The organism is Streptomyces sp. NRRL WC-3618 (assembly GCF_001280005.1).
GTDB lineage: Bacteria > Actinomycetota > Actinomycetes > Streptomycetales > Streptomycetaceae > Streptomyces.
The window spans coordinates 1-14,686 of record NZ_LGDW01000201.1 but is presented as its reverse complement, the minus strand read 5'-3'; the positions used below and the strand labels follow the sequence as shown (position 1 = coordinate 14,686).

At 70.5% G+C, this 14,686-nt stretch carries 5 protein-coding genes; 4 read left to right on the top strand and 1 reads right to left on the bottom strand.

Annotated features, from left to right (window positions below; all coding sequences use genetic code 11):
- Nucleotides 1-3: 3 nt before the first annotated feature.
- The gene (locus ADL01_RS19155; protein ID WP_053743233.1) at nt 4-10,263 is read right to left on the bottom strand and encodes a hypothetical protein; all 10,260 of its coding nucleotides are present in this window, start codon (nt 10,261-10,263) and stop codon (nt 4-6) included.
- 304 nt (nt 10,264-10,567) lie between these two features.
- On the opposite strand from ADL01_RS19155, the gene ADL01_RS19150 reads away from it, so the two are divergent.
- The 4 genes from ADL01_RS19150 to ADL01_RS19135 form a co-directional block, all read left to right on the top strand.
- On the top strand, nt 10,568-12,073 hold the full coding sequence (locus ADL01_RS19150; protein WP_053743232.1) for a hypothetical protein: 1,506 nt from the start codon (nt 10,568-10,570) through the stop codon (nt 12,071-12,073).
- Nucleotides 12,074-12,255: 182 nt separating this feature from the next.
- Entirely contained in the window at nt 12,256-12,561 is a 306-nt protein-coding gene (locus ADL01_RS19145) for a hypothetical protein (protein ID WP_053743231.1), read from the top strand.
- 335 nt (nt 12,562-12,896) lie between these two features.
- Nucleotides 12,897-13,469: a sigma-70 family RNA polymerase sigma factor gene (locus tag ADL01_RS19140; protein WP_063783547.1), complete on the top strand. Its 573-nt coding sequence runs from the start codon at nt 12,897-12,899 to the stop codon at nt 13,467-13,469.
- Nucleotides 13,466-14,686: hypothetical protein (locus tag ADL01_RS19135; protein WP_053743229.1), on the top strand; the 1,221-nt coding region annotated here is incomplete at its 3' end. The genes ADL01_RS19140 and ADL01_RS19135, both read left to right, overlap by 4 nt.

Genomic DNA, 14,686 nt, shown 5'->3' with positions numbered 1-14,686 from the left:
CCATTACGTGGTGGGGGAGGCGGGTCGGTCGGGCGCGGGCGGAGGCGGCGGTGGCAGTGGTGGCGCCGGGGTGACGCGCGGGAACGCGCGACCCGGGCTGGGCAGCTCGCCGCCGTACTTGCCGGCCGCCTGGGTGATCTCGTAGGAGATGTACCGGGACAGCGCGGACTCGACCCAGTTCATCCCGAGCTCGCCGAGGCCGCCCTTGTGGAAGACCCTGGAGCCGGTGGACAGATGCCAGGCGTTCCTCGCCAGACCGGTGCTCACACCGCCGAACAGGGAACCCGCGGCGCCCCACGCGCCGGCCTTCAGCGCGTCCCAGCCCTTGATCTCGTGGCCGTTGACGCCGAAGACGGCGGAGCTGATGGCGGTGCTGACGAAGCCGCTGAGCGCCCCCGTGGCCAGGCCGACCGTGTTGGCGTAGGTGGCGCTGCGCCAGCGGGTGGGCTTGTCCTGGGCGGCGAACTCGGTCGCCCAGTCGTCGGTCTGGGTGGCGAGGGTCTGGTTGGGGTGCCCGCCCCAGTCGCTCACGCCCATGCGCGTCTTCAGCAGGCCCAGCCGGGTGTGGTTGTAGAGCAGGTTGAGGCCGGTGCCGAAGGTTCCGCCGACCGTGCCGGAGAGCAGCGCCTTGTAGACGTCGATGTCGGTGACGGTGCCGTTGTTGGTGGCGGCCGTGATGGCAAGGCCCGCGGTGAGGTCGGTGACGAAGCCGGTGCCGAACGAGGTCAGACCGCTGCGGAGTTCGCGCTGCCACATGGGCATCTCGACGACGTCGCCGTTCCTGAAGCCGGTGAACGGGCCGTGCCACACGTCCTGTATCTCCCGCAGGTGGCCCATGATCTCGACGTCCATGCCACGGAAGTCGGCCTCCCGGCCGATCCGGGCCCAGCCGCCCCTGGCGCCGGGCAGGCCGATCTCGCCGCCGATCCGAGGCAGGCCCCCTTCCAGGAACTGGAGGATTCTGGCACGGCCGGACGTGCCGAAACGGCCGAACGCGTCGGTCGACCAGACGCGTCCGTCGACGGTCCGCCACTGGACGAGGTGGCTGTTCTGGAACTCCGCCCACTGGCCCCACTGCTTGTCGATCACTCGGTAGCGGCCGGGGACGCCGTCCACGGAGACCTTCTCGCGGAACACCTTGCCGGCGTCGAACTCCTTCCAGACGTCCGGGTCGACGCGCACGGTGACGGGCGGCTCGAAGTGGCGGGAGGCGTCGGCGAGCAGGTCGCGCAGGGTGAGACGGCCGGCTTCCGCGGTGGCGGGCGCCTCGTGGCGGCCGGAGGCGTCGAGCAGGTCGCGCAGCGTTCCCCCCGTGGGACGGGGGGCCGGCGGCGTCACCGGGTCGGGGGTGACGATCTCGTACTTGAACTCGCGGACCCGCTCGCCGACCCGCTGTCGGACCACCTGGTCGTCGACGAGGTCGCGCCAACGCCCGGCCTCGAGGTCGTCGTGGACGCGGACGCCCGCGGAGTGGACGGTGCCGTCGTCCGCCTTCTTGGTCCACTTCCAGGTGCCGTCCTGCTGCTTCACCGCGTCGATCCAGGAGCTTCCCGTGTCGGTGGCGTTGCGTTCGCGGACGAGGTTGCCGGCGAGGTCGAAGTCCTTGAACGAGTCGTCCCAGGGCAGCGCGTACACCGAACCCCGGTTCTGCTTGCGCAGGCCCTCGCCGACGACCGTCTCCGGGGCGGCCGGGTCGTAGGCCTTCCAGGTCCACCGGGAGCGGTAGGGGTTGCCGGACGATTCCACGATCCGGCCGTCCACCAGGTCGCGGCGACCGGAGAGGTGCTGCACGGCGTTCCGGTCGACCCAGACACCCGCGTTGTCGTGGAGGCGGAGTTCCTCGGTGGTGGGAGCTTCGTACAGGTACTCCCGCGTTCCCGCACCCACGCCCTCGCCGCGCAGCCGTACCCGTTCGATGCCCTGGGGGTCGGTGAAGACGTCCTTCCACCGTCCGTCGCCGTCGACATGGCGGATGCCGCTCTGGCCGGAGGTCGTGTCCTTCCAGTGCAGTTCGTACGAGGCGCCGCTGTGGTACTCGGGTGCCGGAGCCCAGCGTGAGGGTGTCTCCAGGCTGCGTCCGACCTCGACGACATGGCCGTTCTCCAGCTTCCTGACCTCGCGCACGACGCGGCCGTACTGGTCGAGGTCGACCCAGTTGGAGCCGGTCGGGTGGAGCCGGACACCGGTCAGCTTGGTGCCGTCGGTGGCGGTCTCGGTCCAGTAGCTGACCCGGTTCAGGGACTCCCCGCCGAACAGGTCGCGGAAGAAGCCGTCGAACGGGTTGCGGCCCGCCGCCCCCTTCCACATGAAGGCGGGCGGACGCATGTCGGCGAACCGCGCGACGCGCAGGCTGCCGCCGTCCGCCAAGGCCTCCATCCGCTCGATCTGGGCGTTCGCCGGGCCGATACCGGTGTAGTCGCCGGGATCGATCCGGGCTCCGGCGGGGGAGTGGCCGGGCAGGAACGTGTGTTCCTTGTACATCCCGGAGCCGTGCAGACCGTCGAACGGCCAGGTCTGTCCGCGCTGCTGGGCCACCGTCTCCAGGCCGGTGGCCGGATCACGGTAGGTGTCCTGGAACGCGACGTGGTTCCAGCTCCAGTGGCGCTCCCCGGCCAGCACCTCGGCGCCGCTCTTGTCGAAACGCTGCCACGTCCAGTGCCCGTCCGCCCCCTTCTCGGCCCGCACGAGCCCGCCGTCGACCGCCTTGTTGTACGTCCGTACGTCGAAGGTGTTGAGGGGGCGCCAGGTACCGGTCGTCACGTCGTGGAACGTGCGCTGGTTGACGTCCCCGATGCGCAGGCCGTGCCGGAGCCGGTTGCCGGCGGCGTCGAACTCGCTCCACCGGGCGCGGCCGGACGGGCGCCAGTCGATGTGCAGGGTGTTGCCGTTCCCCAGCACCTCGCGCTCGAAGAGGGGCACCTTGCCCTGACTGGTGCTGGTCAGCCTGAACTGGCCGGTACCGGACCGCTCCACGGCGGCGGTGTGGAAGGTGCCGGTGAGGGGGGTGCCGTCGGCGTGGGTGCGGACGGCCTTGCCTGCGGCGTGGTCGATCTTCCAGAACTCGCCCGTGAACCCGCCTGCCTTGCCGCGCACGGCGATGACCTCCTCCAGCAGCCGGCCACCGTCCGAGTCGAACACCGCCCGCTCCAGCGTGTGCGCCGCCGCTCCGGTGGAGGACAGGGCGATCCGGCCGTCGTCGAGCCGCTCCACGCGCGGCGCGGTGGACGCGAGGCCCGCCCGGTCGAGCGCCCGCGGTACGCCGTCGGGTGCGCCCAGGTCGAAGCGGAGGCCGCCCCGGTCGGCGGGGAGTTTCACATCCCGCAGGGCGGCCATGCCCTCGGGCCCGTAGTGCCACTTGGTGACGCCGGAGGCGTCGGTGATCGTGAAGCCGCCGCGCAGCTCCGCCGGGGCTTCCGGGGCGAGACGCGTGATCGTGAGGGTGTCGTCGGCCGGGTGTGCGCCCGAGAACGCGAACGAGTCGGGAGTCCAGGTCCCGCCTTCGGCCGTGCGGCCGGTGATCTGGACCTTCAGCCCGTCGACGCCGTCGGGGCCGCCCCGCAGGAAGATCTCCTGGTGGAGACGCTCGCCGTTCGGGCCGAAGCCCGTGCTCAGGTCGGTGCCCGTATGGGTGACGGTGTAACGGCTGCCGCCGGGCCCGCCGTGTGGTGTCGGCGTGACGGTGAAGTCGCCGAGGGTGCGGCCGACCTCGCTTCGGAGGTCCTCGAGACGCGTGGCGAGCGGCAGGTCCAGATATTCGCGCAGGGTGGTGGCTGCCCCCTGTCGCATCCCGAGGTGAGCCTGCGAGGTCATCGCGCGGAGCTGGTCGTGGAGAAGCCCCGGGCCCAGACCGAACCTGTCGAGCGACCGCGTGGCGTCGGCGGCGAGCTGCTGGATCTGGGGGAGATCCGGTGTCCGGAAGGCGGGGGAGTCGGCGCCGGCATGCAGGAAGTCCATGGCCGGAGCGATGTCCGACAGGTCCGTGGCCGCACCTTCGGGCACGTGGGGTGTGCCTGCTGCCTCGTCGAGCGTGCGCTCGAAGATGTGCGCCACATCGCCGAAGTCCTCGTCCAGGACGCCTTCCTCGGGGACGGAGGTGAGCGGGAACCGCTCGGACGGCGGGTCGACGAGCCGGGTGGGCGGGGTGCCGGGAACTCCCTCGGTGAAGCGGAGGAAGCCGGAGCCGTCGCGGGCCGGCAGGTCCCGGAAGGCGAGGCGGCCGGTGCGGTCGAAGTGGAAACGGCTGCCCGTGACGGCGTCGGTGAGAGTGAACCCGCCGGGCAGGTGTCCGGCCAGCGCTCCCTCGGTCGGGGTGAGCGGCATCGAGTTGAGGACGCCCGACGTACCCCTCACCTCGACATCGGTCAGCGCCTCCCCACCCGCTCCGGTGACCATACGTACGACGATCGGAAGGTCGGTGGGCAGTCCGTCCCCCGACAGAACCGTCTCGCGGGCCAGGAAGTGGCCCTGGTCGTCGAACACCCACGACGTGTTTCCGGTCGGATGCGTGACGAGGTATTCACCGCCCGACATGCGTTCGACGGTGAAGTCCGCCCCCCTGAGCGTCGAGTCCGCCGCCGGGTCGCGGTGGACCAGTTCGAGGGCCAGACGAGTGCCCTCCGTGTCGGTGCCGGGGACGCGTACGGTCCGTATCTCGAAGTCCGCGAGGTCGTCCACGCCGGAGGGGCGGATGACGGGCTGCGCGTCCAGAAGCGTCTGCCAGTGCTCCTCCAACCGGGCCCGCAGGGCCGCGTCGTCGAGTTCGGGCAGGCTGTCGGCGCCGAGACTGGAGACCGTTCCGTCCGGCAGGCGCAGGTGGCCCAGGCCGAGGTCACCGGCCTCGGGCACGGCGCGGGTGGCGCCGGACGCCTCGTCGAGCGTGCGGTGGAAAATCCGCGTCAGGTCGTCCAGGGCGCCGTCCGTGAAGTGGCCGGACGCACCGTCGAGGTCGTCGAGCCGGGTCGGCGGGACGTCGGCTCCCTCGGTGAAGCGGAGGAAGCCGGAACCGTCGCGGGCCGGCAGGTCCCGGAGCATCAGGGTGCCGTGCGCGTCGAAGTGGAAGCGACCGCCGGTGACGGACTCGGCCAGGGTGAAGCCGCCCGGCAGCCGCTCCTGGAGGCTCCGTTCCACCGACGTGAGCCGGAAGGAGTCGGCCACGGCCGAGGACACGCTGTCGCGACCGACCAGCCCCACAAAGCGGCTCATCGTCCCGTCGGGGGTGACAGAGGTCTTCGTCACCCTGAACCACAGGTCGGACGGCAGCCCCAGATCGTGGTCCACGAGCGCCGTCTCGCGGGCGGCGAAGGTGCCACCGGCGTCGAACTCCCACCGGGCGGTACCGGCCGGGTCGGTGACACGGAACCCGCCGTTCGCCATCCCCTCCACCGTGAACCGCGGCCCCCCGTCCGGCACACCCCGGGTCGGAGGGACCTGCGCGGCCCCGACCTCCAGCCGGAACGGGCCGGGCGAGCCGTCACGGGCGGTGACATGCGTGATCCGCAACTCCCGGCCCGCCAGGTCGCCCACCCCGGACAGGTGCGCGCCGTCGAACGGTGTCAGGCGGGTGATCGTCAGGTCGCTGGGAACTCCGAGATCCGCCGGGCGTGGGACGGCCGGGCTCTCCACGGTCATGTGCACGTCGGCCGGGCTCTCCACGGCGATGCGCTCACCCGTCGGGCCGACCCCGTAGACGCCCTCGGGGGTGTGGACCACGAAGCCGTCGTCGCCCATCCGCACACTGGTGCCGGGGACGATCCCGTTGCCGTCGTGCAGGGCCCAGTTGATCTCCGCGCCCGGCTCGAACGCGATCCACTGCCCGGTGGGCCGCTTCAGGTCGTCCAGCAGTGTCAGCGCGCCGACGTGCGGGGTCGGCAGGCTCCCGGCGTTCACGCCATCGAGGCCGCGCGGTTCGACGACGAGAGGCTTCGGCGTGAAGTCCGCCTTGATCGTGGCCACCGGCCGGAGATCTCCGGCGGCCTCGTCGAGGACGTGACCCGCACCGACCTCGGCCGCAGTGGGGTTCGGGCCGTCGAGATAGGCCCGGGGAATCACACCCTTGACCAGCCACTCCTGGTCCCGGGTGGTGTTCAGCAGGGCGCGGACGTCGTGGGCGATCCTGGTGGTCATGTCCTTGCCACCTCGGCCCACGAGCTTGACGTCGTTCTGCTTGAGGAACCTGATGACGTCCTGCGTGGAACTGTCCGCGCGCAGTGATCCGAAGTCGAGTTGCTTGCGGATCGTCCAGTCGAGCTGTTCACGGATCAGCTGCTGGAGGTCGCGCGCCGGGAGGATACCGACGTCCGGCAGCCTTCCGGCCTTGATGTCCGCGCCCAGCCGGTGGGCGTCGAGGGTGAACTCGAAGTTCCCGTACACCTTGTGCGCGTCGTTGGTGGCCTCCGCGAAGGACGTGAACGGGCTGTCGCTCTTCAGCTTGACGTTCTGGGCGCCACGCACATGATCGAACGCGGAGGTCAGTCCCGTCGGATTGGCCGGGATCATGCCGACGGCCGGGTCGAAGTGTGACTTGACCAGGCCCTTGTCCACATCGAGGATCCGCTGGAACGGGACGTTGTCCTGCCGGACGAGCCTGACACCCCGCAGCTCCTCCAGCTCGAACCGGTTGATGAAGGAGTGGTCCGGCCGGGGAGCCAGGTTCGGCAGGTCCACGGACGGCAGCCCGGATCCCGAGGCCCGGCCCGCGGAGTCCAGCAGGTCCGACACCGGCGCGAGCGGAGTGCTCGGGGCCTCCGGTACGAACTTCAGGGAGTCGGCGGCCGGGTAGGGGCCGGTCAGGTACTCCTTGGGGACGGCGCCCTTGACCAGCCAGGTGTTGTCGCGGCGTACCTGGAGGAGCGCCTTGACGTCCGGGGTGACCTTGGTGGCGATTCCCTTGGTGATCCCGTATTCGCCGGTGAGGAGGTTCTGGATGTCCTTGTTGCCGGTCGTGTGGGTGAAGTGCGGCGGGACGTCCAGTTGGGGGTTGCCCACCCGCTGCCGGATCTCGTCCAGGATCGCCCGCTGCAACTGCGCGTTGGAGACGATCTCCACGTCCTTGACGCTGTCGGCTCCGGTCCTGATGTCCCTGCTGAGGGCGGCCAGATCAAGTCCGATCTCGTTGGTTCCGTAGGGCTTTGCCAGAGTGGCGGGCGGGGAGAACGCGGTGAACGGGCTGTTCTCCTTGAACGCCTTGGCGTTGACCGTGGTCACCGCCTGGAGCGGTGTGACGGTGCCGTCGAGCCTGACCGGTACGAGGCCCTCCTCGGTCAGCCGCGTCTTCAGGCCGGACTTGAGGCTCTGAGCCGTGAAGTCGATGTCCTGCCGCACCAGCCAGTGCACCTGCGGCACGGACGGCGCGGGCACCACCGGAGCGACGTGCGGGTCCTGTGGGCCGACGACCCGCTGGGGAACTGACGGACCTGGCAACGACTCGAGGTGGAGCGGCAGTTCAGGGGGCAGGGTCTCGCCCCCGGGGCCGATTTTGGTGACGATGCCGTCGGTGCCGGTGAGGAGGAAGCCGTCCTCGGCCATCTCCACCCTGATGCCGGGGACGATTCCGGTCTCCGACCTGACCACCCACGTGACGGTCTCCCCGCCCTCCATCGTGATCCACCGGCCGGTGGGGTGCCCCAGCGCGTCCGTCAGGTGCAGTTCACCGATCGGCAGGTGCGCTCCCGGACCGTCCATCCGGGCCATCATCACCGTCACGTTCTGGCGGACGGTGTCCAGGTTCAGCCCGAGGTCCTCGAAGTCCATCCGTGCCTCGTTGAACCTCAACTCCGCCGCACTCAGGTCCAGTTCGGCCTGAGCGCGGTTCAGTGGAGGTACGTCGGGCAGCTCGGTGAGCCGGGAGAGTTCGCGGCCGGCCGCGTCCAGCCCGATCTCGGCGTCCTGCACCCGCAGCCAGGCATGGAAACGGTCCGTGGCGGTTTTGCCGACCTCACCGCCCGTGATGACCTCCCGCAGGGTGAGCGGCGGGAACCCGGTCGGCGTCGTGGCCGCCCCGGCGACGTGGCCGGTCCTCACCGGCCCCAGGCCCAGCAACTCCCGCGCGCGGCGGATGTCGCCACCGGCGTCGGGAAGCAGCCGTACCAGGTCGTCGAGCTTGATGCCGGGACCGGCGGTGTGCGGTCCGGCCATCGTCCCCGCGAACGAGGGAAGACCGGCGACGGTCTCGGTGGGGTCCAGGACACGGACCGTCACCTCGCCCTTCAGCCGGATCTGGACGTCCACCGGGTCGGTCTTCCCGATACGCAGGACGACCCCGTCCGGCGTGACCTTCACGAGGTCGATCTCACCGTCGAGGATCTTGCCCACCTGGGCGACGCTCAGGCCGCCGAAGTCACCGTCGAGACCGAGGTCCGCCAGGTCGTCGACAGGCTTCAGCAGGCCGGCGCCGGTGCGGTCCAGACCCATCACGGTGTCCAGGTGCCGCAGCCGGGTGAGTGCGCTCTGCGGTTGCTCCAGCAGCGCGGACCGGGGGCCGGGGATGCTCGCGCTGCCCAGCTCGTCGAGGGTGTCGAGGGTGTCCAGGGTCTGGCGCATCTGTGGGGGCAGCAGTCCGCCCGGCTCCAGGTCCAGTACGTCGATGCCCTGCTCGCCGAGCGGCCTGCCGAAGGAGGAACCCGCCGTGTCGAGGTCGTCGAAGAAGGTCGGTTCCGCCAGGTCGTCGAGGCCGTTGGCGAACCGGCCGGGCGTCGCCCTGGAGATGCCGGAGACGGGGGACAGGGAGCTCACGCCCGGGGTGCGCGGCACCGCGGTCGGCGGGGGCACGAACTCGGCCAGGTCGCCGATCGCGTCGTCCCAGGCATTGGTGCCCGGAAGAACCAGCTTGCCGATGTCCTCGCCCGGCCGTCCGGCGCCGGGTGTGTACAGGCCCTTCCTCGTCAGGTCGAAGACGCCGCCCCCGGCGGCGCCCGTACCCCGGCTGATCGAGCGGCCGACCGAGGGCCGCATGAGCAGGCCGCGCTCGAGGAAGCCCATGCGGAAGGCCCCCCGGTAGCCGAACGCGGCGAGTTCCCCGTACCGGACCGGCAGTACGGCGGCCACCGCGAGGTCGAAGGCCCGGCCCGCGTTGATGACCGCGTAGACGCCGAGACGCTTGGCCGTGCTTCCGCCGACGAACGCCGTGGACATGAAGAAGTCGCGACGCAGCGCGAACCGCCCCTGCTGCCACACGCCCTTGAGGAACCCGGGGATGGACCGCAGCGCGCCCCCCAGCATCCGGGTCGCTCTCGCCGTGAGACCGGGTACGCGGGACAGTCCCCGGGAGGCCAGGCCGCCGATCCTCGATGACCACCTGGTCAGAGCCTGACCGGTCATAACGGCCAGGGTGTCGGGGCGCAGCAGCAGCTTGCCGCCCTGCAGCACCAGGTTCCCGCTTCCCGCCAGGATGCGGGGAATCGCTCTGACGCCAGCGCGAAGGCCTCTGGCGCCGGCAGCGGCAGCTGTCTTGAACAGGCCCGCCATCTTGCCGAAGGTGGTGAGCCCCTTGGTCGACGGCCCGAAAAGGCCCAGGGTGGCCAGGCCCAGACCCCTGGCGTCTGTCTTGCCGGACGCGTAGTCCGCCACGGCCTTGAGGAAGAGGGCCGCGTTCAGGCCCAGGGCCATCAGCCCCAACGGGCCGGTGAAGACGATCGCGAGGATCGAGACCACCAGCGCGATGATCTCCAGGGCCTGCCAGAACTTCTGCCAGCCGCTCTTCCTCGGCTTGGGGACAGGCTTGGACACCAGCTTGGCCGCGTCCTCCAGGGCGTTCTCGAGGAGCTTGGCCTCGCCGGTGATGAAGTCGACCTCGGCTCGCACATCGTTCTTCGCGGCGGCCAGCTCGGGGGGCAGCGCCTTCTTCCGGCTCACGAGGCCCAACGCCGCCTCCCAGGGCGGCGGGGCGTCGCTCGCCACGACACCCGCCGGGGGAATCGCCACGGCGCCGCCTCGCCTCGCCGCGCTGTCCGCTCTGCCCTGGGCGTCCCTCAGGGCGTTCGCGTAGCGCTCCGCGGCCGAGGCGGCCTGGTCGAAGGAGCGCTGGATGTTCGGCACGAACGTCGTCCGGAGCTCGCGCTGGATGTAGTCGCGCAGGCCGTCCGCGGTCTGTCCCTCGAAGCCCCCGTTCTCCGATTTGAGCAGGAAGGCGTCGAGCCCTCTCGCAGCCTCGGCGGCAAGATCCTGGAGATGGCGGAAGTCCCTGGCGATGTCGTCGATGACACCGGGGTTCCCGGAGACCGGATTTCCGTTGTAACCGACTTTTGTCCAGTCGTCGGGGCTGGCCACGGGGTCCTCCAAGATGTCCAGGACTCAGGGGTCGCCCGCACATACGCGGATGACGTGGTGGTGACGTAAAAACGGGGAGCGGCAGTTCAACGGAGTGATGGACGCCACATATCCGCAGGTCGGTGCGGGGGTGAGGAAAATTTCTTTGAACCCTTCGGGCCCGTGACTGCGTCTACAGGGCGGACATGACGCCGGAGCCGAGAGGCGCCCGGCCTGTGCCGAAAGATGCCCGGCCTGTCATGCCACCGGCCCGTAGTGCCACCGGCCCGTAATGCCACCGAGCCCTGGAGAAAGGACGGAAGACATGGGTCGCATATCCGTCGACTACGACCTGATGTACCAGCTCGCGCGGGACATCTGGGCTCTCCGCGACAGGCTGCTCGACACCTCGCGCGGGTACCACGGCTTCACACCGTCGGACATCGGCCCCCGAGAAGAGACCGCCGGGGCGCTGACCTACTTCTACGGCGCCTGGAAGAACTCGTTCGACGACGCCTGGCAGGTGATGACCGATCTCGGGAACCTCCTCGACGAGATGGGCAAGGCGTTCTACGACCAGGACGCACAGGGTGCCGTCTCCTCGCGCCAGCAGGAAGCGGCCATGGTGCGCCAGGAGTCCGCGCGGGAGAACCAGGCCTATGAGCAGAAGAAGGATGCCCGGCTGGTCCAGGCGAAGGCCGAGGACCTGCGGCAGCGCTACGCGGCCAGGCAGGCGACCGTGGACAAGCAGCAGGCCGAACTGGACAGGAAACGGGCGGCACTCGACAACGAGCAGCAGGTCCTGAACAAGCGCCAGGAGGACCTGAACAAGCGGTACGACGACCGGCAGAAAACGCCGGACGCGGATGTCGGCGATCTGCGGCGGGAGCAGGAAGGCCTGTGGAAGGACCAGGACCGGCTCGACGAGGCGCAGGACCGGCTCGACAAAGAAGGGGAGCCGCTGCGCGAACGGTCCGAGGGCTTCCTGAAGGACTACACCGACGAACTCGACGAACTGCGGAAAACTCCGCCCGAGTCGTTGCGGGACGACACCGGCTGGGTGCGTGGGCGCCGGGAATTGGCCGATGATCCGGACACTCCACCGGCGCCGGTGCCCAATGGCCTGGTGCGGGAGACCGCGGACGGCAGGACCGAGGTTTCCTACAAGCTCGACGAGAACGGCGAGATCGAGCTGGACAAGAACGGAAATCCCCTCGAGACGACCACCACCGTCACCAACAAGAACGGCCTGACCTACTCCGAGACCAACCGTTCACTGGCCGGTGACGGGGACTCCGTGACGACGATCCGGGCCTCCGACGGGTCGGTCACCAAAATCTATGTGGACAACAATCCCGAGGGCTTGGGCCCGGGGGAATCGATCCGCTACATCACCGACGAAAAGGGCGCCGCGCTCCAGACCTGGAGCAAGTCACCGGATGGTGAGTGGGGGATGGTCTGGGACAGAAACAGTGATCCCTCCGGCGAGGAGGAAGCCGAGGAGGGCGTGGGCAGGCCGCCCGCGTACCTGACGGTCGAGAAGCCGCTCGTCAACGGCGCGGGGCGGCCGCTCGACGGCTACTCCCCCGGGGCGAAGACCACCGAGCTGTCGGGCGGCAGCACCCGGACGGACTACACGCGTCCCGACGGCTCCGAGCTCACGGTCGTCACGACGGACACCGTCCGTTACGTCGCCGACGGGAGCAACGAGATCCAGGAGGTCTGGTACAAGAACCGGGCCGGGGGCTGGTACCTGAAGGATTCCGCCTCCCAGCTCATCCGCTACGGCGACGAACCTCCCCTCGGGACGCTCGGGGACAACTGGCGGTGACCGTCCCCCGGACGGACGCCCCTCCCCGGCTTCCCCACCCATGACTCCCTGCGGGCGCCCCTCCCTCCCGGCGCCCGCAGGGCCCACCGGAGCGCTTCCACCCGGTCGCGCACCGGCTTCCACCCTCACCACCGCGCACCGGTCGGCATGACCGGTCGCACCGAAAGGCGAAAGAGGACACCATGCCCAAGACCCATGTGGACGACGAGCAGGTCGACGCGACGGCCGCCAAACTCACCAGCGCCGTCGACAGCACCCTCGTACCCCAGCTGGAGAGCCTGCAGCGCGAGGTCGTGGACCTTCTCGGCAACGGCCTGGTGCTGGCCCAGACCAGCCCCGCGCTGCAGGATTCCTACCAGAGCTTCAACAAATCGGTGACCGAAGCCGTGCAGAACATCAGGGAGTTCGCCAAGCAGTTCGTGTCGGTCAAGGACTCCGTGAAGAACCTGGACGCCCAGATCAGGCAGAGCATCCCCACTGGCAAGTGACCAAGGCTCTGCCGGCATCCAGGGGTGTCGGCCCGGAATCCCCTTCCCGGGCCGGCACCCCTTTGTCATGCCTGCTGTCCGGACGGGGTGCCGGACGCGGCGCTGACCTTTTCACCCCGATTTCCACCGCGTGCAAAACCTCACGTTCACCTCAAGGCCCCTTGAAAGTCTCGACGGCCTACATAGACTCACGCCCCAATAGGAACCACTTCTTCCGCTTGTGGATGTCGTGGCTCCGAATTCCCGCGTTCGTCCCGCTCAACTCAAGCCGCACGCGCGGCGCCCAACGCGACCGGATCATGAGACCGATGCCGGTACTGGGGGAGGCACATCCCATGAGAACGACTTCATCCGGCCCGGCCGCGCCCCCGAGTGCTCCCACCGCCGGCGTGTCCGTTCCCTGCGGCGAGGGGCAGACCCGACTGCTCTACGAGCGACACCACGGACCTCTCCTGCGCTACGTCAGCGGCCTGCTGCACGGCGACCGCCAGCGCGCCGAGGACTTCGTCCAGGAAACACTGCTGCGCGCCTGGCTGAGCACCGCCGACCAGCCGGCGGACTGGGCGCCCTCGCGGGCCTGGCTGTTCCGGGTCGCGCACAACCTGGTGGTCGACTGGACGCGACGCGAGCAGTCACGCCCCGAGCGCCATCAGGAACTCCTGGAGGCACACGCCGAGCTCGTCGACCCGATCAGCGAGGCGGTGCACCGCTGCTTCCTCGTGGACGCCCTCTCCCGTCTCTCGCCGTCCCACCGCGAGGTCCTCTTCTACCTCTACGTGCTGGGCTGGACCGGCCCGGACACCGCGGACGCGCTGTCCATACCGCCGGGCACGGTGAAGTCCCGCACCCATCACGCGATACGGGAGCTGCGCCGGCGGCACCCTCAGCACACGCTGGTGGCGGCATGACGACGGACACCCGGCTCCACGCGCACCTGATCGCGCTGGCCAAGCCCGACAAGTCGCTGATGACGGGGATCCTGGTCGCCGTCGTCGTGCTTCTGCTGCTGTTCCTCCTGCTGCGGCACCTGGTACGCAGGCACGGTGGCTGGCGGCGGTGCCGGCGCCGCGTCTCCCAGGAGCTCGCCCTGACCCGGCAGGCGTTCGGCGAGCCCCTGCGGGCCTTCCGGCGCCACCGCCGCGGCGTACGGACCCTGGCCCGGCACCTGCGCGACCCCCGGGCCGGCCTGCTGGTGCGGCGGTTGCTGGGCGCGGCCGAGGCAGCCCTCGGCGATGTGCCCGGCGCCTTTCCCTACGGACTGCGGACGGAGCCGGGCGGGGCCGGCGTCCAGATCGCCGCCCGTCGGCTGCCCGCGCCGCCCGCCCCCTGGGAGGACGACGAGGTACCGGGCGCGCAGTCCTGGTACCTGGAACTCGACCGCCTCGAAGACGGGACGGCCCTGCCCGACCCCACCCCCCGAGCCGGCGCCCGCATCCGGCCGCTGCCCGTCACCGTCGGTATGTCGGACGACGCCTGCGTCCATCTCGACCTCGCCGCCGGGCCCCGGATGATCACGGTCGAGGGCGACTCCGCCGCCCGGACACGCCTGTTGCAGGCGCTGGCCGCACAGCTCGACCGCCCCGGCAGCGGAGCGTCGGTGACCGTGACGGACGGCGTCCACCCGCACTACCACGGGGAGCGGCTGGAGACGGTGCTGCGGGACCTGGAGGACACACCCCCCGTGGAGTCGGAGGAGACGGTCTCCGCCGCCACCACGGTGCTGGTCTGTGCCGCACCCACCCGGGAACAGACCCGGCGGCTGGCAGCGCTCACCGCCTCGGGCACGGTCGTCTGTCTCGTGGACGGCCCCGCACCCGGGCAGAGCTGGGCCCTGCGCGTCGACGCCCGTGGCTGGGTCACCGCCCCGGAACTCGGGTTGCGCGCGGACTGCGCCCCGCTCGGCAGGGCCGTCGCCGCAGCCGTACGGGCGGACCGGCGCCGCTCGCGCCGCGCGCCCGAGCGGCGCGGACCGGCCGAGCCGGCCGCCGAGACCGGCGTGCTGCCGGAGCAGAAGGCGCTCCTGTCACCGGAACTCGTGGAGGAACCCGTGCTCCCGGCCCCGCCCCCGACCGGTGCCGACCTGCTGTACGAGCCGGCCACCGCCCCCACGCGCCCCACCCGGGCG

Bases quoted from the DNA above. Each gene is read 5' to 3' on its own strand.
- ADL01_RS19145 (WP_053743231.1), top strand. From the start codon at position 12,256: ATGCCCAAGACCCATGTGGACGACGAGCAGGTCGACGCGACGGCCGCC.
- ADL01_RS19150 (WP_053743232.1), top strand. From the start codon at position 10,568: ATGGGTCGCATATCCGTCGACTACGACCTGATGTACCAGCTCGCGCGG.
- ADL01_RS19140 (WP_063783547.1), top strand. From the start codon at position 12,897: ATGAGAACGACTTCATCCGGCCCGGCCGCGCCCCCGAGTGCTCCCACC.